This is a genomic window from Halorubrum sp. SD690R, from assembly GCF_005435035.1.
Lineage (GTDB): Archaea > Halobacteriota > Halobacteria > Halobacteriales > Haloferacaceae > Halorubrum > Halorubrum ezzemoulense.
The window spans coordinates 1-21,091 of the sequence record NZ_SGTV01000028.1 but is presented as its reverse complement, the minus strand read 5'-3'; the positions used below and the strand labels follow the sequence as shown (position 1 = coordinate 21,091).

The window sequence follows — 21,091 nt, the reverse complement described above, 5'->3', positions numbered from 1 at the left end:
GAGCCGTGAGCCTCGACGTGGACGCGGGCGACGGCGGCGTGGACGCGAACGTGCTCGCAGAGCTGTGTTACCCGATATTCGAGCTGCTGTTCGACGCCGACGGCGACTTCGTCGCGGACGTGGAGCGCAAGCTGGCGGAGGCGCGGATGCCGGACCAGGTCGAGATGTACGTCTCGCTGGCGCTGGCCGTCGGCCTCCTCGTCGGCGGGGCGCTCTGGGCGCTCGGCACGCTGGTCGGCTACGGCGTGTTCTCGCTCGGGCTGATCGATCCGGAGGCGCTCTCGCTCGGGATCCCCGCGCCGACGCCGGGCGTTCAGGCGACGCTGCGCTCGCTCGTCGTGCCGACGGCCGTGCTCCTCAGCGGGCTCGTCTTCGGCTCGATCGGCTTCGCGGTGGGATTCGGGGGGCTCGTCGCGGTCCCGTACTCGCGGGCCTCCTCGCGGAAGCGCGAGATCAACCTCCTGCTCGCGGACTCGGTGTCGTTCATGTACGCGCTATCGGTCGGCGGGCTCAACCAGCTCGAGATCCTCCGCGCGATGGCGACCGCCGAGGACACCTACGGGGAGGTGTCCCGCGAGTTCCAGAGCATCGTCAACGAGACGGAGTACTTCGGGACCGACTACCGAAACGCGATCCGCCAGCAGTCGCTGGAGACCCCCTCCGACGAGCTCTCGCAGTTCCTCGCTGACATGCTCTCTATCGTCAACTCCGGCGGCGACATGGAGGGCTTCCTGAAGGACAAAAAGGAGAAACACCTCCGCACGTCGAAACAGGAGCGCGAGATGACCTTAGAGACACTGGAGCTGTTCGGCGAGATGTACATGACGCTCTCCCTGTTCCCGCTCCTCCTCATCATCATCCTCGTCATCATGGGGATGATGGGCGAGGCCGACGACCGGCTCCTGTACGTCACGGTGTACCTGCTCATCCCGCTCGTCGGCGTCGGCTTCCTCGTCTTGGTCTCGACGGTGAAACAGGACGACCCGGGCGACGGTTACCTCCAGCCCGACGGCGGGAGCGAGCGGCTCCGGCAGACGAGTCGGGAGGGGCTGCTCCACTTCGGGCTCGTGGAGTCGTTCGTCGGGAGCTTCGGGGTCTTCGACCGCATCCGCGACCGAGAGGGGACCCACAAGACGAGGGAGATCCTCTCGGCGCCGCACATCTTTCTGCGCGAGAACCCCCTGTACACCCTCGCGTTGACCGTGCCGGCGGCGCTCGCATTGGTCGGCGTCGCAGTCGCCGCCGGCTCGGCGCCGACGACGGTCGACGGTTGGATCGCCCGGCCGGTGTGGTCGGCGTTCGTCTGGCTCTACGTGCCCGCCTACGTCGTGATGATCCCGCTCGGGGTATTCTACGAGTGGCACCAGCGCTCGCGGCGGGCGGTGACCGGGAAGCTCTCGGAGACGCTCCGGAAGCTCTCTTCCGCGAACGACACCGGGCAGACGCTGCTCGAATCCGTGCGCACGGTCTCGGACACGTCGACCGGGAAGCTCGCGGAGGAGTTCGAGGTGATCCACGCGAAGGTGAACTACGGCATGAGCCTGCGCGACGCCTTAGTGGAGTTCAACAACTCGTACGCGGTGCCCCGGCTCGCACGGACGGTGAAGCTGATCGCCGAGGCGCAGGAGGCCTCCTCGCAGATCACGGACGTGCTGACGACGGCCGCGCAGGCCTCGGAGAACCAGGACGATATCGAGCGCGAGCGCAAGTCGCGCACCCGGATGCAGGTGGCGATCATCGTGATGACGTACATCACCCTGCTCGGCGTGATGGCCATTCTCCAGACCCAGTTCATCGACGTGATGGGCGATCTGGTCTCCCAGAGCGACGGCGGCGGGAGCGCCGGCGGGGCGGGGTTCGGCGGCGGCGGCGGCGTCGACCCGGACGTGCTCTCGATGCTCTTCTTCCACGCGGTGACGATCCAGGCGATCCTCTCGGGGTTCATCAGCGGCTACATCCGCGACGCGGAGCTCGTCTCCGGCGTCAAGTACGCCGTGGTCCTGATGACGCTGGCGCTGGGGGTGTGGATCTATGTCGGGTGACCGCGCGCAGACGGTCCTCGACTTCGTCGTCGGGATGTCGGTGTTCCTCGTCGCGGTCGGGTTCACGTTCGCGTTCGTCCCGTCGCTTCTGGAGCCGTACGCCGTCGGTGAGGGCGCGACCGTCATCGTCGCCGAGCGCGGCGCCGCGCGGCTCGCGGAGTCGTCGCTCGTCGGCGCCGGGTCGACGGCGACGCTGTCGCACGCCTGTACGGTCGCGTTCTTCAACGGGACGGACCCGGCGACGGCGGCGGATACGTTCGGCTGCGACTGGACGGCGAACGCGGACGACCTCCACGCCGAACTCGGCGTCGACGAGGTCCGCGGGCTCAACCTCACCGTGACGCGGAACGGGACCGTGGAGTCGATCGGATCGGGCGCCGCGAGCGCCCACATGCGCGCCGGCCCCGCGCCGCCGCGGGGCGAGAGCGTCTCCGCCGCGAGCCGTATCGTCGCCATTGACGACCCCAACGACTCGGAGGGGGCGCAGACCTACCGGCTCACGCTCCGGGTGTGGTGAGATGTTCGTTGAACACTTCCCGGACGACCGCGGGCAGGCCCATACGCTGGAGGCGTTCACGGCGGCGCTGCTGTTGGTCACCGGCCTCATCTTCGCGACGCAGGCGACCGCCGTCACGCCGCTGTCGGCGAGCACGTCGAACCAGCACGTCGAGAACCAGGCGTCGATCGCCGCTCAGGACCTGTTGGCGACGACCGAGGAGAGCGGGAACCTGACGGCCGCGCTGCTCTACTACGACAACGGGAGCTTCGTCGGCGGGGGCGACGACGGTATCTACGCGGGCGTGCCGCCGGAGACGCACCCGCTCCACGACCCGCTGACGGAGGCGTTCGGCGAGCGCCAGGTCGCGTTCGACATCGACGTGTACTATCCAGCAGACGGCGGCAACAGGACGACGGACGTCGAGATGGTCGACATGGGGTCGCCGACCGACAACGCGGCGACGGCCAGCATCCGCGTGGCGCTGTACGGCGACGATCGGTTCGGCGCCGACGACCAGTACGAACTCGCGAAGAACGGCTCCAACGAGGGGTACTTCGCCGCCCCGGCGGACGGGACCGGTGAGGTCCTGTACACGGTCGTGGAGGTGCGAATCACCGCATGGCAGATGTGAGTCTCTTCCGCCGCGACGGCCGCGAGGACGCCGACAGCGTCGAGGACCGGGCGCAGATCATCCTCATCACGGGGCTGACGCTCGCGGTCCTGTTCGTCGCCGTCGTCCTCCTGTTGAACACCGTCATCTACACCGAGAACCTCGCGACCCGTGGCGCCGACGCCGGCGGCGCGGAGGCGATCGAGTTCCGCGACGGGGTCACCGAGGATCTCATCGAGATCATGTACCGCGAGCACCGCAACGCGAGCACCGGCGACGTTGGCGACGAGTTCGACGCGCGCGTCGCGACGTATGCCCGAACGGTCGCCGACCTCCGCGCCCGTGACGGGGTGATAGCCGACGTGACCGTCACGGGCACGAAACCCGGTACCCTGATTTTTCAGAACGAAACGAGCACCGGACTCCGCAACATGACTAACCGCAGCGGGACGACCCCGGACTGGACCGTCGCCAGCGACATCAACCAAACCCGAGACTACCAGTTGACGGTTGACTCGACGCGCGTCTCGAACGACGAGTCCGGCGCGTTCGCGGTCGTGACCGAGCGGCCGGGCGCGAACTGGTCGGTGACGCTGTCGAACGACGCGCCCGACGCCATCAACGTCACGGTGAGCAACGGGACCGGCAACGGCACCACAAACGTCTCGAAGCGGTTCCCGCACGAAACGGGGGCGAACGTCACGATCGACCTGACCGCCGGGACGGTCGACGGCGATCGATTCTCCCAACTCGTCTGGGCCGAGGGGGTACAGAACGGGAACGATACCTATGACATCCGATACCGGAACGGCGACGAAGCGTTTGGAACGTACAGCTTCGTCATCGACGACCCCGACGACACGGCCTCGGACTGGTCCTCGCGGCCGTACGTCGCCGACGCGCTATACAGGGTCAATGTCGAGATCCGTCACCGGACGCCCGAATTGACCTACGGCGAGGAAGTCCGGCTCGCGCCGGGTGAGCGCGATGCGTGAGGGCCCGGGCGGGACGGACCGCGCCGTGTCCGTCACCGTCGGATACGTCATGACGCTCGCCATATCGACGCTGCTGCTCTCGGGCCTGTTCGTCGCGGGCGGCTCGTTCGTCGAGACGCAGCGCGAGCGCGCGGCGCAGGGCGAACTCACGGTCGTCGGCGAGCGAGTCGCGGCCGACTTGGGCACCGTCGACCGGCTCGCGGCGAGCGCGTCGGCCCGGGGAGAACTCACGGTCAACCGATCGCTGACGCTCCCCGACAGGGCGGCCGGCACCGTCTATCGGATACGCGTGCGCGCCGGCGACACCCGGGGGACGCTCGCGCTCGAAAGCGACCGCACCGACGCGACCGTCGAGGTCCCGTTCCGCACGAGCGATGCCGTCGACGTCCGGAACACGACCGTCGCCGGCGGCGATCTCCGCATCTGGTGGGACCCGGCCGGCGGCGACAACGGCGAAGTGGTGGTGAGCGAGCGATGACGGGGGCAGATCGCGGGGCGGCCTTCTTGACCGCCGACCGCGGCGTCAGCGAGACCGTCGGGTTCGTGCTGGTGTTCGCGCTGATCACGTCCACCATCGCCGTCACGTTCACCGTCGGCCTCGGGGGGCTGGAGGACGCCCAGCTCGCGGAGCGCGACGACAACGTCGAGCGCGCGTTCGACGTCCTCCACGACAACTTCAACGACATCGGCCGGGACGGCGTACCGAGCCGGGCGACCGAACTCCGGCTCGGCGGTGGGCGGCTCGCGTTCGACCGGGTCTCAGAGTTCCGGCTCAACGACACCGGCACGGAGACGGCGATAGTCGAGGGCGGATCGATCACGTACTACGGTGCCGGCGACACCCGGATCGTCTACGAGAACGGCGCGGTCTTCCGGATGGAGGGCAACGACGGCGTGATGGTTAAGGAACCGGACCTACTCGTCGGGGACACGATTGTCTACTCGCTGTACGGGCTCAGCCCCCCGGCGGAGTCGGTGAGCGGCGACCGGACGGTCCTCGTCGTCGCCGAACGCACGGACCGCGAGGTGGCGATAGACGATCGGACCGCCGACCAGAACGTCACGCTCGCTATCAACTCCACGCAGGCGACGGTCTGGAAGCGGTACTACGACGGCTTCGACGGGGTGACGACGAACATGAGCGGCCCCGCAGATCTCACCGTGACGTTCGCGGCAGACGACTACGATCGGTTCGTCGTCCACCGAACGACCGCCCGCGTCGAGTTCTCCGACTGACCGGGCGCTGAGCGCGCCGGACAGCGGTCGCGGGACTCAGCCGGACTCGACGACCACGCCGTGCCTGGAGACGTGGAGGTAGCTCACGACGGGGACCGTCTCGCCGTTGAACGGTCGCCGCGTTCGCAGCGCCTCGTCGTAGTGGATCTCGATGTAGCCATCCTCGAAGGAGAACCGCCTAAAGGTGAACGAACCGTTGATTTCCATCCGGTCTTTCAGCGTCACTTCGCTTTGCGGGGCGTAGAAGACGCCGGTGAACCGGATACGCTCGGCGTCGTTTTGGCCGCCCTCCATGTCGACATCGTCCCCGCTCGAATACAGCCAGAGGTTGCTCGCCACGTCGCGGTCGGCGGCGATGTTCACGCTCCCGGTCAGATCGATCCTGCCGGTGTTGTGGATGTCGATCCGGGTGTCGTTTACCGTCGTCACCGCGGCCGTGTCCCGAAGGCTGATCGAGTCGTCGACGTACAGCGTCGCTCGACCGTTCCCGGCGGCCCTGATCGTGCTGTTTCCGCTGAGGTCGACCGCTTCGTCCACCAAGACGGTGATATTCCCGCTCGACGTGTCGAGCTCGATCCGGCTCTCTGACCCGTCGCCGGTCAGCTCCCCGGCGACGTGGAGCGTCGCGCCGTCGGTGACGCTGAGCGTCGCCCGATCGGAGAGGGAGACGTCGCCGTCGACGTACGTGGTCTCGTCTATCACCGCCGTCTCGTCGCCGGACAGATCGATGCCGGTCGACTGTTTCGGCGCTGTGTCAGCGAGGCTTCGGTTTCGCACGCCGGCGATGCGCTGTCTGATCCCGCCTTCGACCGGCGCGAGCTCGTCGAACGCCGTCTCCGTACTTTTATTGGTAACGTTCAGCTTGTCAGACTGACCGGGCGGGATGTTGAACGACTCGGCCGTGAGGTTCCCGCGAATCTTGATCCTCTCCGTGTTCCCGCCACCCCCCCTCGTGAGCGCGAATTCGCCGCGGGTCTGGACGCTCGCGTTCTCGCCGGGCGGCTGGGAGCTGTAGGTCCCGTTCGTCGAGTTGTAGCTGTCGGCGTAGAGCCAGTCGATGTCGCCCATCCGGAGCTCCGCACGCCCCGTCGCCGAGACGCTCGCGCTGAGCGTCGGGTGGACGGTCGCCGTCCGTAGCTCGATCCGCACCCGGTCGTCCGTGAGATCAGTCACCGACGCGCTCGTCCGCGACTCGAAGAACCGACCCCACGCGTCGGCGTACTCGCTTTGAACCGTGATCTCGACGGTCACGTTGCTGTCGGCGAGCGGGTTCCCGTAGTCGGCGTTCGGGAACACCGGCCGGGCGTCGGTCGCGCTCTCGCTGATCTGAACCGTCTCGCTCAGCCCCGCCGAACCCTTCTCGATCGTCACCAGTGGGAGCGTGAGCGTCTCCGGCCCGTCGGTTCCGCGGTAGTGGAACTCGGGCGGCGACACCATCTCGGAGCGGCCACCGGTCGAGCGCCACACGCCGCCGCCCTGGTACGCGACGGTCTCGCCGCCGCGCTCGTAGACAATCGCGCCGAGCGACGTCCGGTTGGTGTACGTCCCGTTCGCCCCGCCGCTCACCTCGATCTCTAACCACCCTGCGTCCTCGTCGACGCGGAGGTCCGCGCCCCGGCCGACATCCACCCGTGCGCGCTGCGACGGCGACCCGCCGTGCGCGACGAGGCTCGCCTTGGAGTCTAACTGCGTCATCGCGCCCTCGACGCGCTGGAGGTCCGCGGTCTGTTGGGAGTCGTCGAGCGCGGCGCCGCCGAGCGCGACCGTGGTGCCGACGACCGCGACGGTCAGTCCCAACAGCAACACGGTGCCGAGCACCTCGCTCTGCGCGCGCTCGGCCGCTGCGCCGCCCGCTCCCCCGTTCATACTCGGCCCTCGCACTCGCGCACGCATAAGCGTGGACTCTCGGCTATCAGTCTCGATAGCCGAGACGGGGGCGTCCGCGGACGCCCCGCGGTCCCGCTCGGTGGCCGCCGCGGAGAGCCGTGGATATATCTCGGCGGCGACCCTTCCTGTATCCGTGACCGAGCGACTCTACCTCGCGGACGACGCGGTGACGACGTTCGAGGCGACCGTCGAGCGCGTCCTCTCGGACCCGGCCCGGATCGTCCTCGACCGGACCCACTTCTACCCGACCGGCGGCGGGCAACCGCACGACACCGGGACGATCCGGGCGACCGACGGCGACGGGGACGCTCCATGGCGCGTCGTCGACACCGAGATGGCGGACACGGTCCACCACGAGGTCGAACCGACCGGAGACGCTGGTAGTTCGGACGAGGCACCCGCGCTCCCGGAGCCGGGAACCGACGTAACCTGCGAGATCGACGCCGACCGCCGCGTGGCGCACTCGCGGTACCACACCGCACAGCACCTGCTGTCGGCGCTGCTGCTCGACGAGTTCGACGCGCAGACGACCGGGAACCAGCTGTACGCCGACCGGGCGCGTCTCGACGCGGCCTACGAGCGGTTCACCGACGACGACCTCGACCGGATCGAGGCGCGGCTCAACGAGCTCGTCGCTGACGCGCGACCGGTGTCGAGCTACACGATGGACCGCGAGACCGCGGAGGCGACGCTCGACACCGACCGGACGCGGATCGACCTCCTCCCCGACTCGATCGAGGAGCTCCGGATCGTCGAGATAGCTGGCGCGGACGAGGGCGACGAGCCGTATGACCGCACCGCCTGCGCGGGGACGCACGTCGCGAACACGTCCGACATCGGCGAGGTCGTCGTCACCGGTCGAGAGACGAAGGGGCCCGAGGAGGAGCGCGTCCGCTTCGCGCTCGCCGAACACGTCGACGTGGAATGACGGGGGAGACGCCGGCGGCCCGGTCGGCGTCCGCCCGCGACTCTCCCCGGCGCTCGCCAACGCCTCCACCCGGCGTCCGTCTGCGATCCCGCCGTTTATATACGATCCGCGGTAGGTTCGGGCATGAAGTTCTGCGACGAGTGCGGATCCATGATGAAATCCGGCGCGGGCGAGGACCACTGGGTGTGCGACTCCTGCGGGTACGAGATCGGGCGCGAGGACGGCGACGACGAGTGGACGACCCAGTCGCAGGTCGAGTCCGAGATCGTCGACGTGAGCGACGCCGAGGACAAGGGGCTCCCGACGACGACCGCGCAGTGTCCCGAGTGCGACAACGATCAGGCGTACTGGTACATGCAGCAGATCCGCGCGGCCGACGAGTCTGAGACCCGCTTTTTCGTCTGTACCGAGTGCGAACACAAGTGGCGCGAAGACGACCACTGACCGGCTCTTCGACCCTCTGACCGCCTCCCGCTGCCCGTCCGTTTTATTCCCGTCCGGAGAGATACGAGTCCATGGAGCCACCGGTCGTCCCCCGCGACCGCCTCGACGGCTGGACGCTCGTCGCGGAGGCGACGGAGCGCCCCTTCGAGGCGGGACCGGTCTCGGTCACCGCGGGCACGGCGCGCTACGAGCGCGAGACCCCGCCGCCGCGGCCGTTCTTCTTCGCGAGTCGACTCCGCGTCTCGCCGGAGACCGGACCGAACCCGGCGCTCACGCGACTCGTCGAGTCGCGGGCCCGCGAGGGGTTCCGCGACCGCCTCGCCGAGCGGGACATCACCGACCTCGCGCGGCGCGACGAGCGACGCATCGACGTCGACGATCCGGACGCGTCGCGCGCGACGCTCACCGTGTCCCACGGGCGCTGCGAGGTCGACGGCGAACGCGTCTCGGTGGAGGCGCTGCTCGCGGTGTGGGAGGCCGGAGAGTACCTGTTGGCGGGCGGCGCGTACCCGAGCGGTGACGACTTCGAGGCGACCCGACGGGAGGTGTTGTCGCTCGTCCGCGGGGTTCGTCCCCCGGACGACGACGCGGTCGAGCGGTAGGGACCCGTCAGCAGTCGACCGCGCCGGCGCTCGAACCGATCGGCGATCCGTCGTCCTCGTAGTCGGCGTCGCCCACCGACCCGGTGAACATCGGGAACCGTAGCTCGTAGGTGTACAGCACGTCGAACGCCGCGAACGGGTCTCCCTCAGCGATCGCCTGCCGCGCGGTCAGTCGCACGCCCGCGGCGAGCGTCACGATCGGTTCGCCGCCGAGTCGCCCGGCGGTCTCGACGCCGAACTCGTTGCCCGCGGCGGGGTCGGTGAGTACGGAGAGGTGGATCACCGTCTCCATCGTCGCGCTCCCCTCGTCGCCGCCGATCGCGATCGGGTACCCCGTTCCGGCGAAACACCGCGTGATCGGGCCGACCCGACTCCCGCTCGCGTTTGCTTCGGCGCCGATGGTCCCCGGACCGCCCGCGGCCCCCGCGACCGACGCGTGGGCGCCCGCCGCCGCCAAGCGAACGACCGTTTCCGACCCCGCGGCGTGCTCCGACACCGCGGGCTGGCCCGCGGCCGCGCCGGCGCCGACGGTCGCGAGGAGGAGCAGCAACGCGAACGCGAGGGCGCGGACGCGGGTTCCTGCGGGGCGAGTCATCTGTCGACCCTTGGTTCGGCCGGGTTAAATCTCCGCGGTCGGCGGTATCAGTCGAGAGAATCGCCGCCGAGCAGCCCGTCGACGAGCATCTCCGCGGACGCGACGTTCGTCGCCAGCGGTACGTCCTTCACGTCGCAGACCCGCAGCAGCGCCGAGATGTCCGGCTCGTGCGCCTGCGCGGTCAGCGGGTCGCGGAGGAAGACGACCCCGTCGATCTGGTCGCCCGCTATCATCCCGCCGATCTGGAGGTCGCCGCCGAAGGGACCGGAGGCCTGCCGGTTCACGGAGAGGCCCGTGGCCTCCGCGATCCGCTTTCCGGTCGTCCCGGTGGTCACCAGTTCGCACTCGCCGAGGGCGTCGGTGTGCGACTCGACGAACGCGACCATCTCGTCTTTCAGCTCGTCGTGAGCGATGAGCGCGAGGCGCATACAGGGGAGTCGCGGGGGCGTCGCTTAAGCGCTGGCCTCGTCGCCCGAACTGTCGCCGTCGCGGCCGTCCCCGCCGCGGGCCGTCCGACTCGCGCCGGAGCGACTGAGCGTCACCGGCTACGCGCCGGCGACCGCCGGGACCGGCGCTCCGTCCGCGAGCCTCGTCCCCGACCACACCGGGGCGAACTGCGGCATCGCGCCCGCGATCGCCACGCACACCCACGCGATCAACAGCAGGTGGACGAGACCGCCGAGTCCCGGCGCCGCGTCGATGTCGCCCGGAACTACCCCCATACGCGGGAGGCGGAGCGCCTCCGCCCTCCGGCTGTCCCCGAAGACGCCCACGCCCCTCGCCGCGCGCCTACTTGAACCGGAACGTCTCCAGGTTCTTCGGCGCGAACGTCCGCATGTTGTAGTCGTGGTACAGCGACGAGGAGAGGTCCTGGACGGAACTCTCGTCGCCGTGGACGCACAGCACCTTCTCCGGGCGGGGGTTCATCGTCTTCACGAAGTTCTCTAACCCCTGCCGGTCGGCGTGGCCGGAGAAGCCGTCGACGACCTCGGTGCCCATCTCCAGCGTGAGCGTGTCGCCGCGGCTCCCGCCGCCCCAGCCGTCGACCGGGATCTCGTCCCAGCCGTTCTGGATCCGGCGCCCGAGCGTTCCCTGCGCCTGGTAGCCGACGAAGACGAGGTTCGAGTCCGGGTCGGGGCCGATGTGGCGGAGCCACGACATGATGGGCCCGCCCTCGATCATCCCCGAGGTAGAGATGACGATACACTCGTCCCCGTCGGCGACCTCCTGCCGCTCCTCCTCACCGGCGTCGATGTGGTTGAACTGGTCGGCGAGGAACGGGTTCTCGTCCTCGTGGAAGATGCGGTCTCGGAGGTCGTCGCGGAGGTACTCGGGGTAGGTGGTGTGGATCGCGGTCGCCTCCCAGATCATCCCGTCGAGGTGGACGGGCATCTCGGGGATCTCACCCTCGCGCATCGCCTCCTCTAAGACGAGCATGATCTCCTGCGAGCGCCCGACCGCGAAGGCGGGGATGACGACCTTCCCGCCCTGCTCGTACGTCTCGTTGATGACCTCCTTGAGCGCCTCCTCGGAGTCCTCCTGGTCGGTCTGGTAGTCGTTGCGGCCGCCGTAGGTGGACTCAAGCACGAGCGTCTCCACGCGTGGGAAATCGTTGACCGCGCCGTTGAACAGGCGGGTATCCTCGTAGTGGATGTCGCCCGAGAACGCGACGTTGTAGAGACCGTCGCCGATGTGGAAGTGGGTGACCGCGCTGCCGAGGATGTGGCCCGCGTTGTGGAACGTGAGCTTCACGTCCGGGGCGACATCCGTCACGTCGCCGTACTCCAGCGGAATGGTGTGTTTGATCGCGTCGCGGACCTGTGCGGACTCGTACGGCGGCGTCCGCCCGTCCTTCGCGGCGACGTCGAGGTAATCGAGCGTGAGCAGCCCCATCAGGTCGCGGGTCGGCTCCGTCGTGTAGATGGGGCCGTCGTAGCCGTACTTGAACAGAAGCGGGACCAGCGCGGAGTGGTCGAGGTGGGCGTGGGTCAGGATGACCGCGTCGAGGGTCGCCGCGCCCGCGCCGAGCGCCTCGGGCACTTGGAGGTACGGCACCTCGCCCTCCGCGCCGGGCTTGTCGCCGCAGTCGATGAGGATCCGGGTCTCGGGCGTCGAGAGGATGAACGCCGCCCGGCCGACCTCGCGGCAGCAGCCGAGCGTCGTGATCCGCACCCACTCGTCGTCGGACATCTCCTCGCGGTGGATCTGCCGGCCGACGCGTTCGAGGATGTCGCGGCGCTCCTCGCGCTCGTTCTTCAGGAAGCCGCGGACGTTCGAGACCGTGGAGGACTCGATCGGCGGCGTCCGAACGACCTCGGGGGTCCAGCCGACCTCCTGGGTGATCTCCCGCAGCGTGGAGCCGCGGCGGCCGATCACCATGCCGGGCTTCTCGGCCTCGATGACGACCTCGCCGGTGTCCTCGTGGAAGTCGAGGTCTGTCACGCCGGCCTCTTCCGGGATCACGTCCCGGACCTCGTCTTCTGCCCGCGCCGGCGGCGAGAGGGCGCTCGGGTCCGGGCGGACCGTGATCCGCTTTCGGAGCTTCGAGGCCAGCCGTCGGATCAGGTCGCCGTCGCCGGCGAACCGCTTGGGATCGCGCGTGTACACGACCAGCTCCGGTCCCTCGTATTTCACGTCGGTGACCGTGATGTCGTTCGGAATCTCCTGTTCGATCTCTGATTTCAACGTATCGAGTTGCTTGTCGACTTGACTCATATCTCACTGCGGGTCGTCGGGGCCGCCGTCGTCGAATCGCGCCGCGGGTCGCGCCGCGACACGCCGCCGATCGGTCGACCGTGACGGGTAGGCATAGTGGAAGTACTGTCCGTAGTGTTCCGTGCGGGAACAGCCAGCGAAAACCCGCTTGTCTCAGGCTACTGCCCCGCCGTTATAAAAGCCTTCGCAAAGGGCAAGCCCCGGGCGGCCGAACGCCGCCCATGCGCGTCACGCCGCAGACGGTCCGCGACGAACACGCCTGGGTCCGCGACCGCGCCGACGTCGTCGTCCCGGTCCTCAACGACACCCGCGACCGCCTCGGTCGACGGTTCGAGACGACGGTGGACGAGGTGGCGCCAAACGCCTACCGCCGCGAGGTCGACGCCGTCTTCGCCGACGGCGAGGTCGCGGTCAACGTCGCGGCCTGCGTCGGGCTCCTCCGCGACCTCGACGTGGCGGGCGACTACCCGGGCTTCGTCGTCGACGAGGTCCTCGGGCGCGAGCTGGCGGCGACGATCGCCGGCGGCCGTCCCCTCTCGCTGCTCGCGCAGGCGACGTTCCACGTCGCGGACACGCACGTGGACCGCGACGCGGTGGCCGAGGCGGACGGGGCCGGCGCCGGAACGGCCGGCGCCGACGACCTCGACGCCGCGCTCGCGGCGGGGTTCCAGACGCGGCTCCCCGGCTGGAACTGGCGGGAAGGGGAGAGCCCGTTCGCGGTCGACGCGGACGGGTGACCTGCCGTCGCCGCGCGACAGGAGCGCGCCCGCGCTACGAGGTGAAGCTCCGAATGAACCCGTAGGCCTTGTCGATCAGGGCGTCGGGGAGGAACCGCGCGAGGACGCCGACGCTCGCGACGGTGCCCGGCTGGACCCGCGCGGGCGGCTGCGTCGCGCTCGCGGCGTCGTAGATGGCGTTCGCGACGAGTTCCGGCTCGACCGAGCCGGGGCCGTCGCCGCCGATCAGCTGCGCGTCCTCGAACATCGCGTAGAACTCGTCGTACGCCTCGGTCCGCTCGATCCCCTCGCGCTCCTCGGGGTCGGCTTCCGACTCCGCGCGCTTCGAGAAGTTCGTCTGCACGGGCCCCGGCTCGACGACGACCACGTCGATGCCGAGGTCGTCGACCTCGTTGCGGAGCGCGTCCGACATTGCCTCCAGGGCGAACTTCGACCCGCTGTACACGCCGCCGCCGGGGATCGACACCCGCCCCGCGACGGAGGAGACGTTAACGATGGTCCCGTCGCGCTCGCGGCGCATCGACGGGAGGACCGCCCGGATCAGTCGGTGCGGCCCGTACACGTTCACGTCGAACTGCTCGTGGACCCGCTCCGTGGTCACGTCCTCGACCGGGCCGAACTGGCCGTAGCCGGCGTTGTTGATCAGGGCGTCGATCGCGCCCTCCTCGTCTAAGATCCGCTCGACCACGCGGTCGATGTCGTCCTGATCGGTGACGTCGAGCGTGGCGAGCTCGCAGCCCGCCTCGCCGAGCGCTTCGATGTCCGCCGGGTTCCGCGCGGTGGCGTACACGGTCCATCCCTCGTCGAGGAACGCGTGCGCCGCGGCGCGACCGATGCCCGAGGAACAGCCGGTGATGAGTACCGTCTTCTGCACGCGTTTCCGGTCTGTCTCCGACGGCATAACTCTCCCGACGCGGGCGCGGCCGACCCGCCGCGTCCCGGTCGGCTACAGCTCCTCGGTCCGGATCCCCATCGCCTTCGACGCCGGCGCGGTCCGCTCGAACCCCCACCGCTCGTAGAATCCGTCGACGTCCGCGAAGCGGTTGACGTACGCGCCGTCGGGGGCGTTCGCGCGGAGCCACGCGACGAGCGCGCCGACCATCGCCGTCCCGATCCCCCGGCCCTGATGCGGCGGCGCGACCGCCGTGTCCGAGAGGTGGAACACCGACCCGCCGTCGCCGACGAGCCGCGCCATTCCGACCGTCGACCCGGACGCCGTCTCGACGACGTGGACGCCGAACGTCGTCTTCGGGAGCCCGCGCTCGACGGCCTCCCGGGACCGGTCTGTCATGCCCGCCTCCCGCCGGAGCCGGCGGAACGCCTCGACGGAGGGGGTCGTCTCGCGGAGCTCGTACCCGTCCGAAAGCGGTGACTCGCCGAGTCCCCGGTCGGCGTCGGCAACATCGACCGCGTCGTCGCTCATGTGTCGGCGTTCGCGGCCGCAAAAGTAGTCGCTTCGGTGCCGCGCTGGCCCGCGCTACTCCTCGTCGTCGGCCTCGTCCTCGTCGGTCGCGAGCAGGTCGCGCTCGTCGAGGATCGACTCGATCTCGTCGACCGGCCGCTCGGCGTACTCGGGGTCGTCGACGGTGATCGTCGCGACGCCGACGCCGTCCGGGGACAGCTCGCCGTCGTTCGACTGCGCGAGGGTGTCGAGCGCGAGCCCGACGGCCTCGTCCGTCGAGATGCCCTCCTCGTACTCCGTCTCCAGGTAGTCGCGGAGGTCGCTGCGGTCGGAGCCGATCGAGAGCGCCTGCCACTCGTACGGCGTGCCCGACGGGTCCGTCTCGAACAGGCGCGGCTCGCCGTTCTCGATGCCGCCGACGATGAGCGCGACGCCGAACGGGCGCGCGCCGCCGACCTGCGTGTACTGCTGGATGTGGTCGGTGATGTTCTTCGTCAGCGTCTCGATGCCGACGGGCTCGCCGTAGCGGAGGCGGTTCACCTGCGCCTGCCGGCGAGCGAAGTCGATGAGCTGGCGCGCGTCGGCGACGTGGCCCGCGCTCGCGACGCCGACGTGGTCGTCGGCCTTGTGGAGCTTCTCGATGCTCTCCGGCTCCATCAGCGGGGAGCGGGCGCGCTTGTCGGCCGCGAGGACGACGCCGTCCTCGGCGCGGATCCCGACGCTCGCCGTCCCTCGTTTCACCGCCTCCCGGGCGTACTCGACCTGGTAGAGTCGGCCGTCCGGAGAGAAGATTGTGATGCCGCGGTCGTACGCCTGCTGTTGGGATTGGCCCTGCATGATATCACTCGGTGTCGAACGTCGTCGCGCCGACGCGGTCCGACTCGGTCTCCACGTCGCACGCGTCTCCGCGCACGACCGCGGGCCGCTCGGACCCCTCGAACGCGACGTCTCGCTGTGTCGAACTGGCGGTCGCGCGACCCATATATCTTTCCTCACAGGCACGTACCGTCCCCGAAATCCCCCGCACGCGGATTCCGACCGGCTCGCCGTCGACCTCGCTCACGCAGGCCACCGCCGCGCGCGCCTCGTCGACGTGGCCGTGTCTGACCCGGACGACCGCCTCCCCGGTCCCGTCGGCGTGCGCGAACGACAGCAGCGTGAGGTCCGCGTCGGCGCTGCCGGCGTCCCCGAGGAGGTTGCCGGCGCTGTACCACAGCGCGCGCTGGAACGCGCGCCGCCCGACCTCGGCGTCGGGCCACGTCTCGATTCCGACGGCGAGGTACCGCCACCGCGGCCGGAGGTGTTTGGGGAGGTGCTTCACGGCGAGATCACGCCGGGAGTTCGCGGACGCGCTCCGCGACGATCACCGCGACCTGGTCGTGAATGCGCTCGACGACCGTCACCGCGAACCCCTCGTCGGTGAACGCCTCGACCAGCGTGCCGACCGTCGCGGGGTCGTCGACCTCGGGGCTGTAGAACGGAGCCTCGGGGTCCGGCTCCTCGAAGAAGGCGACGTCGCCGAGGACGATCCGCCGAGCGCCCGTCTCGCTCATCACGCGGATCGCCTCGCGCTTCTCGTCGTCCGCGAGGTGGTGGAGCGCGAAGTTCGAGGTGACCACGTCGACCGGTCGGTCGGCGTCGATCCCGGGGTCGCGGAACTCGCCGTACGCGAACTCGACGTTTTCGAGGCCGCGGTCGGCCGCCTTCCGCCGCCCCTCGTCCATCATCCCCTCGCTGATGTCGCGGGCGAGGACGCGCTCGGCGTCCTCGGCGAGCGCCAGCGCGATGGCCCCGGTCCCGGCTCCCAGATCGAGGACCACGTCGTCCGCCCCCGGCGACGCGTGGTCGATCACGAGGCTCGCGCAGGCCTGGTACTCGTCGCTCTTCGAGTCGTCGTACGACGCGGCCTTCTCGGAGAACCGTTCGGCGTGTTCAGCGACCGTCTTCTTCATACCTGCCACGTCGGACCCCCGGCTCTATGAAGCCCTCGGAGCGCCGCTCCCGGTTACGCTCGACCAGGTCGCCCCACGCCCGGAGCCCCGCGCGGACGGCCTCGGCGTCGAAGCCGATCGCCTCGCCGACCGCGACCAACTCGCGGGGCGCGCGGAGTCCGAGGTGCGACCGCGCGTTCGCGCTCACGACGTACGGCGCGTCGTAGTGGGCGACGATCTCTCGGAGCTTCCGGAGGTCGGCGAGCGCCCGAACCCGCTTCCCGCCGGTCTCGTGGAGCGCGGGGCCGAAGTCGAACTCGACCCGGACGCCGTTGTCCCGTGCCGCCTTCGCGAGGACGTGGTTGAAGTCGCCGCCGCCCGCCATCGGCCGGACGAGGACGTCGACGCGGGCCTGCTCGACCGCGAACCGGTTCAGCGCGTCGTCGCCGCCGACCACGCAGACCACGGTTCGGTCGGACCGGTAGTTTCCGACCGCGCCCGAGGCGCTCGTCGGATCGTCGGCGTCGATCTCGACCGCGTCGACGACGTCGATCCCGTACTCCTCGCGGAGCGCCTCCGGGTCGCGAGCCGGGCTCTCGCCGCGGTCCGCAGCGCTCGGACCGCCGTCCCCGGCCGCCGTCAGCGCGTCGCGCGTCCGCACCACGATCCCGTCGTACCCGTGCCGGGCCGCGGTGGCGGCGTGGCGCGCGACGGTTGCCTCCCCGTCGGGATAGGCGTGAACGGCCTCGTACATGCCCCGCCGTTTCGCGGCCGAGCGTATCGGCGTTGCGCTTTCGGCACCGCGACGCCGGCCGCGTCCTGTCTCCTCGCCGCGTTCGCTTCCCTCCCATCGCCGACGCGACCGCGCCCCGCGTCGTCAGCCGTCTCCGACGGACTCTTCGTCCTTCTTCCAGTCGCGCCTGGCGTCCTCGCCGGTAAACCACGTCGCGATCCCGTCCGGGTCGTCCTCCTGGAAGGCGCGCCGCCGGCTCCATTCGACGGTCGCCTTCCCGAGCGCGATCGGGAGGAGGTACGGAACGAGGAGGACCGCGTCGGCGACGCCGTCGAGCAGCTCGGGAGCCAGTACCACATCGATCACGGCGATTCCGAATGTCACCGAAACGACCGTCAGTATCGCGACGACGAAGTAGAAGAAGACGACGCGCTGGGCGGCCTCGACCACCATGTACGGCGACTGGTCCTCGTAGGCGCGCTCGGCGAAGAACTCCCGACGCACCTCCCCGACCTGCGCGCCGCAGACGCCGAGCGTCGCCACTCCGACCGTGGGCGTGAGGTACGAGAGCGCCTCCCAGCCGACCGCCAAGAGCGGAAACATCATGAACGCGAACACCCCGAGCGACCGGCGGACGACGCGGAAGTTCCGCCGGTAGATCGGCGGGAGCCACGAGACGAGGTGAACCGGCTCCGCGTCGGTCTCCCACACCTCGTCTCGCTCGGCGTCCTCGTCGTAGCCGGTGATGTAGAACGAGCGGCCTTCGAGCCGGATCGGTCGCTCGGCGAACATCGCGGCGGCGGCGTGGGCGATCACGAGGGCGGCGACCTCTATCCAATACACCGCGAGCAGTTCACCGACGCGCCAGCCGAACCCGACGACGCCGGCGAGCGGGAGGAGGTTCGTCGCGACCACGAGGGCGAGGGCCGATCGGCCTCCTGCGGGAGGGCGGGACTTCATCAGTCCAGTGTAACGGGTCGCGAGCGCAAAAATACCCGACCGCTTTTGTCCGCCCGACGGAACGCTCTGACATGCCCGCCGATCTTGAGGAGAAGACGGACCGCTACGAGCGGATGCTCGCGGACGCGCTGGCCGTCGCGGAGCCGCGCCCGCCGGCGGACACGCCGCTGGGCGAGGCCGCGGCGGACGTGACCGAGATGGCGGAGTCGTACCTCGACGACGGCCGCCACTTCCGCGACGACGGCGACCCGGTGAACGCGCTCGCCTCCTACTCGTACGGCTACGGCTGGCTCGACGCCGGGGTCCGGCTCGGGCTGTTCGCGGTGCCCGACGACACGGAGCTGTTCACGACCTGAGCGCCGGCCCGCTCCGGGGCCCGCGCTCGCCGCGCCCGACGTGAGGGACGCGCTTATGCGGCGACGGCCGTCACTGAGTCCATGGACGAACTCGCGGACCTCACCGAGCGGCTCGTCTCGATCCCATCGCACGAGGACGAGACGGCAGCGGGCGACGCGATCGAGGAGTGGCTGCGCGCGGAGACGGACGCGACCGTCGAGCGCGACGACGCCGGCAACGTGCTCGCGGTCAGGGGCGCGACCGACGACCCCGATGCCGACTCGCTCGCGCTCGTCGGCCACCACGACGTCGTCCCGCCCGCGCCCGAACAGACGGCCGGCGAGGGGACGGAGGGCGAGTACGTCATCGAGCGGCGCGACGGTCGGATCTACGGCCGCGGCACGGCCGACATGAAGGGGTCGGTCGCGGCCGCGATGCTCGCGTTCCGGGACGCGACGCCGCCGGAGGGCAGGGAGCTGATCTTCGCCTCCTTCGTCGGCGAGGAGGTCGGCGGCGACGGGGCTCGCCACGCGATCGACGCGGGGTTCGCCCCGGAACGCGCGGTCGTCGCCGAGGGGTCGACGAACTACTCGAAGCCGGGCGTGACGGACGTCGCCGTCGCCCACCGCGGCCGCCGCGGGTCGCGGCTCGTCGCGCACGGGGAGGCGGCCCACGCCTCGGAGCCGGAGGCGGGCGAGAACGCGATCTACCGCGCCTGCGACGCGATCGACGCGGTCCGCGGGCTCGACGCCCCGGAGGCGACGGTCCTCGGGAACGACGTGTCGGGGTCGCTGGCGGTCACGATCGTCGACGGCGGCGAGACGTGGAACGTGATCCCGGAGCGCTGCGAGGCGACCGTCGACGAGCGTACCGTTCCGGGCGACCGAGCCGATCTGGCTGGCGTCGCCGACGCGACGGCCGGGGTCGAGCTCGTCGTCGATCAGGACCTCCCGCCGATGGCCTGCGGCGACGCGGCGTTCGCGGACGCCGCCCTCGACGTCGCCCGCGCAGTCCACGATGAGTCGGGCTTCGACGCGCCCGAACACGTCACCAAGCCGCACGCGACCGACGCCGGCTGGCTCGCGGGGGCGGGGACCGACTGTCTCGTCTGCGGGGCCTCCGAGCCGGGCGAGGCACACACCGACACTGAGAGCGCGAGCCTGGAAGCCCTCGACCGCTGTCGTCGGATCTACATGGGGGTCGCCGAACGGGAACTGTAGTGGCCGCGAGGGGGAGGCCCCGGACGGAGCGGGGACTCACGGGCGCCTCGCGCGACCCGTATGGAAGGGGTTTTATGCGCCCCGCGGAAAGTGTGCGCCACTATGGGAGACAAGTCGAAGGCTCAAAAGAAGCGTCTGGCGAAGGCGGAGCGCCAGAACACCCGCGTCCCCGCGTGGGTCATGATGAAGACGGACATGAACGTGACGCGAAACCCCAAGCGGCGCAACTGGCGCCGGAACGACCTGGACGAGTAAATGTCGACGAACGACTTCGAGGAGCGCGTCGTCACCGTCCCGCTCCGCGACGCCAAGGAGAAGCCCGTCCAGCAGCGCGCCGACTACGCGATGAAGATCACGCGGCAGCACCTCGCGAAGCACTTCTCCGTCGACGAGGGCGACGTGATCATCGACGGCTCCGTCAACGAGGCCGTCTGGGCGAACGGGCGCCAGAACCCGCCCAGCACGGTGCGGGTCCGCGCGGCTCGGTTCGTCGAGGACGGCGAACCGGTCGTCGAGGCCGAGCACGCCGAGTAACGTGTTACGGGCGACCTTCACCGGCTCGTCGTACGTGGGCGTGTTCGCCCGCGCCGTCGACGACCTCCTGTTGATCCGACCGGACGTCGACGAGGCGCTCGCCGAGGACCTCGGGGCGGAACTCGGCGCGGAGCCGCTGCTGACGACGGTCGGGAGGTCCAACACGGTCGGATCCCTCGCGACGGGCAACGAGAACGGGATCCTCGTCTCCTCGCGCGCGACCGAGCGCGAGAAGGAGCGGATCGCGGACGCCGCCGGCGTCCCGGTGCGCGAACTCCCGGGCGAGATCAACGCCGCCGGGAACGTCGTCCTCGCGAACGACTACGGCGCGTACGTCCACCCGGACCTCTCGCGCGAATCGATCCGGACGATCAAAGACGCGCTCGACGTTCCCGTGACCCGGGGCGATCTCGGGGACGTCCGGACGGTCGGAACCGCGGCGGTCGCCAACGACACGGGCGTGCTGTGTCATCCACAGTCGACGGAGTCGGAGCTTCAAGCGGTCGAGGAGGCGCTCGACGTCCGCGCCGACCTCGGCACCATCAACTACGGCGCGCCGCTCGTCGGCTCCGGCCTCCTCGCCACCGACGAAGGGTACGTCGTCGGTGACGACACGACCGGACCGGAGCTCGGCCGCATCGAGGAGACGCTCGGCTTCATCGACTGAACCGCGCTCCGCCTTCCC

At 70.0% G+C, this 21,091-nt stretch carries 27 protein-coding genes; 15 read left to right on the top strand and 12 right to left on the bottom strand.

Going from position 1 to position 21,091, the window contains the following annotated elements; all coding sequences use genetic code 11:
* Positions 1 to 5 precede the first annotated feature (5 nt).
* Genes EXE41_RS14720 through EXE41_RS14695 form a run of 6 tightly spaced genes read left to right on the top strand, consistent with a single transcriptional unit; the run spans position 6 to position 5,382 of the window.
* Positions 6 to 2,042 carry a type II secretion system F family protein gene (locus tag EXE41_RS14720; protein WP_086220380.1) on the top strand — a complete coding sequence of 679 codons (2,037 nt, stop codon included), beginning with the start codon at positions 6 to 8 and terminating at the stop codon, positions 2,040 to 2,042.
* Positions 2,032 to 2,559 (top strand): hypothetical protein, encoded by a 528-nt coding sequence (locus EXE41_RS14715; protein WP_094494740.1) that lies wholly within the window; start codon positions 2,032 to 2,034, stop codon positions 2,557 to 2,559. Before EXE41_RS14720 ends, EXE41_RS14715 begins: the two co-directional genes overlap by 11 nt.
* A gap of 1 nt (position 2,560) precedes the next feature.
* Positions 2,561 to 3,172: a hypothetical protein gene (locus tag EXE41_RS14710; RefSeq protein WP_089307618.1), complete on the top strand. Its 612-nt coding sequence runs from the start codon at positions 2,561 to 2,563 to the stop codon at positions 3,170 to 3,172.
* On the top strand, positions 3,160 to 4,146 hold the full coding sequence (locus tag EXE41_RS14705; RefSeq protein WP_137691385.1) for a hypothetical protein: 987 nt from the start codon (positions 3,160 to 3,162) through the stop codon (positions 4,144 to 4,146). The genes EXE41_RS14710 and EXE41_RS14705 overlap by 13 nt, the downstream gene beginning before the upstream one ends.
* Positions 4,139 to 4,624 carry a hypothetical protein gene (locus tag EXE41_RS14700; RefSeq protein ID WP_089308081.1) on the top strand — a complete coding sequence of 162 codons (486 nt, stop codon included), beginning with the start codon at positions 4,139 to 4,141 and terminating at the stop codon, positions 4,622 to 4,624. Before EXE41_RS14705 ends, EXE41_RS14700 begins: the two co-directional genes overlap by 8 nt.
* On the top strand, positions 4,621 to 5,382 hold the full coding sequence (locus EXE41_RS14695) for a hypothetical protein (protein WP_089307620.1): 762 nt from the start codon (positions 4,621 to 4,623) through the stop codon (positions 5,380 to 5,382). The genes EXE41_RS14700 and EXE41_RS14695 overlap by 4 nt, the downstream gene beginning before the upstream one ends.
* A 36-nt stretch (positions 5,383 to 5,418) precedes the next feature.
* On the opposite strand, the gene EXE41_RS14690 is transcribed toward EXE41_RS14695, so the two are convergent.
* A complete protein-coding gene (locus EXE41_RS14690) occupies positions 5,419 to 7,248 on the bottom strand; it encodes a hypothetical protein (RefSeq protein WP_137691384.1) in 1,830 nt (609 codons plus the stop codon).
* Between the two features lie 154 nt (positions 7,249 to 7,402).
* On the opposite strand from EXE41_RS14690, the gene EXE41_RS14685 reads away from it, so the two are divergent.
* From EXE41_RS14685 to EXE41_RS14675, 3 genes are all read left to right on the top strand, one after another.
* Positions 7,403 to 8,197 carry an alanyl-tRNA editing protein gene (locus EXE41_RS14685; RefSeq protein ID WP_086216495.1) on the top strand — a complete coding sequence of 265 codons (795 nt, stop codon included), beginning with the start codon at positions 7,403 to 7,405 and terminating at the stop codon, positions 8,195 to 8,197.
* Between the two features lie 123 nt (positions 8,198 to 8,320).
* The gene (locus EXE41_RS14680) at positions 8,321 to 8,641 is read left to right on the top strand and encodes a transcription factor S (RefSeq protein WP_049929490.1); all 321 of its coding nucleotides are present in this window, start codon (positions 8,321 to 8,323) and stop codon (positions 8,639 to 8,641) included.
* A gap of 71 nt (positions 8,642 to 8,712) precedes the next feature.
* Positions 8,713 to 9,243: a hypothetical protein gene (locus EXE41_RS14675; protein ID WP_137691383.1), complete on the top strand. Its 531-nt coding sequence runs from the start codon at positions 8,713 to 8,715 to the stop codon at positions 9,241 to 9,243.
* A gap of 7 nt (positions 9,244 to 9,250) precedes the next feature.
* On the opposite strand, the gene EXE41_RS14670 is transcribed toward EXE41_RS14675, so the two are convergent.
* The 4 genes from EXE41_RS14670 to EXE41_RS14655 form a co-directional block, all read right to left on the bottom strand.
* Entirely contained in the window at positions 9,251 to 9,838 is a 588-nt protein-coding gene (locus EXE41_RS14670) for a hypothetical protein (RefSeq protein ID WP_137691382.1), read from the bottom strand.
* A 47-nt stretch (positions 9,839 to 9,885) separates the two neighbouring features.
* Positions 9,886 to 10,266 (bottom strand): methylglyoxal synthase, encoded by a 381-nt coding sequence (locus EXE41_RS14665; protein ID WP_049929493.1) that lies wholly within the window; start codon positions 10,264 to 10,266, stop codon positions 9,886 to 9,888.
* A 117-nt stretch (positions 10,267 to 10,383) separates the two neighbouring features.
* Positions 10,384 to 10,611 carry a hypothetical protein gene (locus tag EXE41_RS14660; RefSeq protein WP_137691381.1) on the bottom strand — a complete coding sequence of 76 codons (228 nt, stop codon included), beginning with the start codon at positions 10,609 to 10,611 and terminating at the stop codon, positions 10,384 to 10,386.
* 16 nt (positions 10,612 to 10,627) lie between these two features.
* Positions 10,628 to 12,553 carry a beta-CASP ribonuclease aCPSF1 gene (locus EXE41_RS14655; protein WP_049929494.1) on the bottom strand — a complete coding sequence of 642 codons (1,926 nt, stop codon included), beginning with the start codon at positions 12,551 to 12,553 and terminating at the stop codon, positions 10,628 to 10,630.
* A 221-nt stretch (positions 12,554 to 12,774) separates the two neighbouring features.
* Between EXE41_RS14655 and EXE41_RS14650 the strand changes: the two genes are divergently transcribed.
* A complete protein-coding gene (locus tag EXE41_RS14650; RefSeq protein WP_137691380.1) occupies positions 12,775 to 13,290 on the top strand; it encodes a hypothetical protein in 516 nt (171 codons plus the stop codon).
* 34 nt (positions 13,291 to 13,324) lie between these two features.
* Here the strand turns inward: EXE41_RS14650 and EXE41_RS14645 are convergent, their stop codons facing one another.
* From EXE41_RS14645 to EXE41_RS14615, 7 genes are all read right to left on the bottom strand, one after another.
* Positions 13,325 to 14,191 (bottom strand): SDR family oxidoreductase, encoded by an 867-nt coding sequence (locus EXE41_RS14645; protein ID WP_137691379.1) that lies wholly within the window; start codon positions 14,189 to 14,191, stop codon positions 13,325 to 13,327.
* 45 nt (positions 14,192 to 14,236) lie between these two features.
* Entirely contained in the window at positions 14,237 to 14,713 is a 477-nt protein-coding gene (locus tag EXE41_RS14640; RefSeq protein WP_137691378.1) for a GNAT family N-acetyltransferase, read from the bottom strand.
* Between the two features lie 54 nt (positions 14,714 to 14,767).
* A complete protein-coding gene (gene psmA, locus EXE41_RS14635) occupies positions 14,768 to 15,529 on the bottom strand; it encodes an archaeal proteasome endopeptidase complex subunit alpha (protein ID WP_049929499.1) in 762 nt (253 codons plus the stop codon).
* Between the two features lie 4 nt (positions 15,530 to 15,533).
* The gene (locus EXE41_RS14630) at positions 15,534 to 16,013 is read right to left on the bottom strand and encodes an Rpp14/Pop5 family protein (protein ID WP_049929501.1); all 480 of its coding nucleotides are present in this window, start codon (positions 16,011 to 16,013) and stop codon (positions 15,534 to 15,536) included.
* A 7-nt stretch (positions 16,014 to 16,020) separates the two neighbouring features.
* Positions 16,021 to 16,644, bottom strand: a complete 624-nt coding sequence (locus EXE41_RS14625) for a class I SAM-dependent methyltransferase (RefSeq protein WP_094582988.1) — start codon at positions 16,642 to 16,644, stop codon at positions 16,021 to 16,023.
* Complete coding sequence (locus EXE41_RS14620; RefSeq protein ID WP_086216487.1) at positions 16,625 to 17,377, bottom strand: RNase P subunit p30 family protein; 753 nt, start codon at positions 17,375 to 17,377, stop codon at positions 16,625 to 16,627. Before EXE41_RS14620 ends, EXE41_RS14625 begins: the two co-directional genes overlap by 20 nt.
* Positions 17,378 to 17,500: 123 nt before the next feature.
* The gene (locus tag EXE41_RS14615; RefSeq protein ID WP_086216486.1) at positions 17,501 to 18,316 is read right to left on the bottom strand and encodes a DUF6498-containing protein; all 816 of its coding nucleotides are present in this window, start codon (positions 18,314 to 18,316) and stop codon (positions 17,501 to 17,503) included.
* Between the two features lie 71 nt (positions 18,317 to 18,387).
* On the opposite strand from EXE41_RS14615, the gene EXE41_RS14610 reads away from it, so the two are divergent.
* The 5 genes from EXE41_RS14610 (at position 18,388) to EXE41_RS14590 (ending at position 21,073) form a co-directional block, all read left to right on the top strand.
* Complete coding sequence (locus EXE41_RS14610) at positions 18,388 to 18,672, top strand: DUF357 domain-containing protein (protein WP_086216485.1); 285 nt, start codon at positions 18,388 to 18,390, stop codon at positions 18,670 to 18,672.
* Positions 18,673 to 18,753: 81 nt separating this feature from the next.
* The gene (locus EXE41_RS14605; RefSeq protein WP_086216484.1) at positions 18,754 to 19,872 is read left to right on the top strand and encodes a M20 family metallopeptidase; all 1,119 of its coding nucleotides are present in this window, start codon (positions 18,754 to 18,756) and stop codon (positions 19,870 to 19,872) included.
* Between the two features lie 102 nt (positions 19,873 to 19,974).
* Entirely contained in the window at positions 19,975 to 20,127 is a 153-nt protein-coding gene (locus tag EXE41_RS14600) for a 50S ribosomal protein L39e (RefSeq protein WP_004050128.1), read from the top strand.
* Positions 20,128 to 20,406: a 50S ribosomal protein L31e gene (locus tag EXE41_RS14595; RefSeq protein WP_049929507.1), complete on the top strand. Its 279-nt coding sequence runs from the start codon at positions 20,128 to 20,130 to the stop codon at positions 20,404 to 20,406. It begins immediately after the preceding gene.
* Between the two features lies 1 nt (position 20,407).
* Positions 20,408 to 21,073, top strand: coding sequence for a translation initiation factor IF-6 (locus tag EXE41_RS14590; protein ID WP_049929508.1), 666 nt, complete (start codon positions 20,408 to 20,410; stop codon positions 21,071 to 21,073).
* Positions 21,074 to 21,091: the final 18 nt, after the last annotated feature.

Coding starts and splice junctions, on each gene's coding strand:
- EXE41_RS14600 (WP_004050128.1), top strand. CDS start 19,975: ATGGGAGACAAGTCGAAGGCTCAAAAGAAGCGTCTGGCGAAGGCGGAG.
- EXE41_RS14695 (WP_089307620.1), top strand. CDS start 4,621: ATGACGGGGGCAGATCGCGGGGCGGCCTTCTTGACCGCCGACCGCGGC.
- EXE41_RS14710 (WP_089307618.1), top strand. CDS start 2,561: ATGTTCGTTGAACACTTCCCGGACGACCGCGGGCAGGCCCATACGCTG.
- EXE41_RS14670 (WP_137691382.1), bottom strand. CDS start 9,838: ATGACTCGCCCCGCAGGAACCCGCGTCCGCGCCCTCGCGTTCGCGTTG.
- EXE41_RS14665 (WP_049929493.1), bottom strand. CDS start 10,266: ATGCGCCTCGCGCTCATCGCTCACGACGAGCTGAAAGACGAGATGGTC.
- EXE41_RS14605 (WP_086216484.1), top strand. CDS start 18,754: ATGGACGAACTCGCGGACCTCACCGAGCGGCTCGTCTCGATCCCATCG.
- EXE41_RS14680 (WP_049929490.1), top strand. CDS start 8,321: ATGAAGTTCTGCGACGAGTGCGGATCCATGATGAAATCCGGCGCGGGC.
- EXE41_RS14620 (WP_086216487.1), bottom strand. CDS start 17,377: ATGTACGAGGCCGTTCACGCCTATCCCGACGGGGAGGCAACCGTCGCG.
- EXE41_RS14610 (WP_086216485.1), top strand. CDS start 18,388: ATGCCCGCCGATCTTGAGGAGAAGACGGACCGCTACGAGCGGATGCTC.
- EXE41_RS14655 (WP_049929494.1), bottom strand. CDS start 12,553: ATGAGTCAAGTCGACAAGCAACTCGATACGTTGAAATCAGAGATCGAA.
- EXE41_RS14690 (WP_137691384.1), bottom strand. CDS start 7,248: ATGAACGGGGGAGCGGGCGGCGCAGCGGCCGAGCGCGCGCAGAGCGAG.
- EXE41_RS14705 (WP_137691385.1), top strand. CDS start 3,160: ATGGCAGATGTGAGTCTCTTCCGCCGCGACGGCCGCGAGGACGCCGAC.
- EXE41_RS14625 (WP_094582988.1), bottom strand. CDS start 16,644: ATGAAGAAGACGGTCGCTGAACACGCCGAACGGTTCTCCGAGAAGGCC.
- EXE41_RS14615 (WP_086216486.1), bottom strand. CDS start 18,316: ATGAAGTCCCGCCCTCCCGCAGGAGGCCGATCGGCCCTCGCCCTCGTG.
- EXE41_RS14645 (WP_137691379.1), bottom strand. CDS start 14,191: ATGCCGTCGGAGACAGACCGGAAACGCGTGCAGAAGACGGTACTCATC.
- psmA (WP_049929499.1), bottom strand. CDS start 15,529: ATGCAGGGCCAATCCCAACAGCAGGCGTACGACCGCGGCATCACAATC.
- EXE41_RS14715 (WP_094494740.1), top strand. CDS start 2,032: ATGTCGGGTGACCGCGCGCAGACGGTCCTCGACTTCGTCGTCGGGATG.
- EXE41_RS14640 (WP_137691378.1), bottom strand. CDS start 14,713: ATGAGCGACGACGCGGTCGATGTTGCCGACGCCGACCGGGGACTCGGC.
- EXE41_RS14675 (WP_137691383.1), top strand. CDS start 8,713: ATGGAGCCACCGGTCGTCCCCCGCGACCGCCTCGACGGCTGGACGCTC.
- EXE41_RS14700 (WP_089308081.1), top strand. CDS start 4,139: ATGCGTGAGGGCCCGGGCGGGACGGACCGCGCCGTGTCCGTCACCGTC.
- EXE41_RS14595 (WP_049929507.1), top strand. CDS start 20,128: ATGTCGACGAACGACTTCGAGGAGCGCGTCGTCACCGTCCCGCTCCGC.
- EXE41_RS14650 (WP_137691380.1), top strand. CDS start 12,775: ATGCGCGTCACGCCGCAGACGGTCCGCGACGAACACGCCTGGGTCCGC.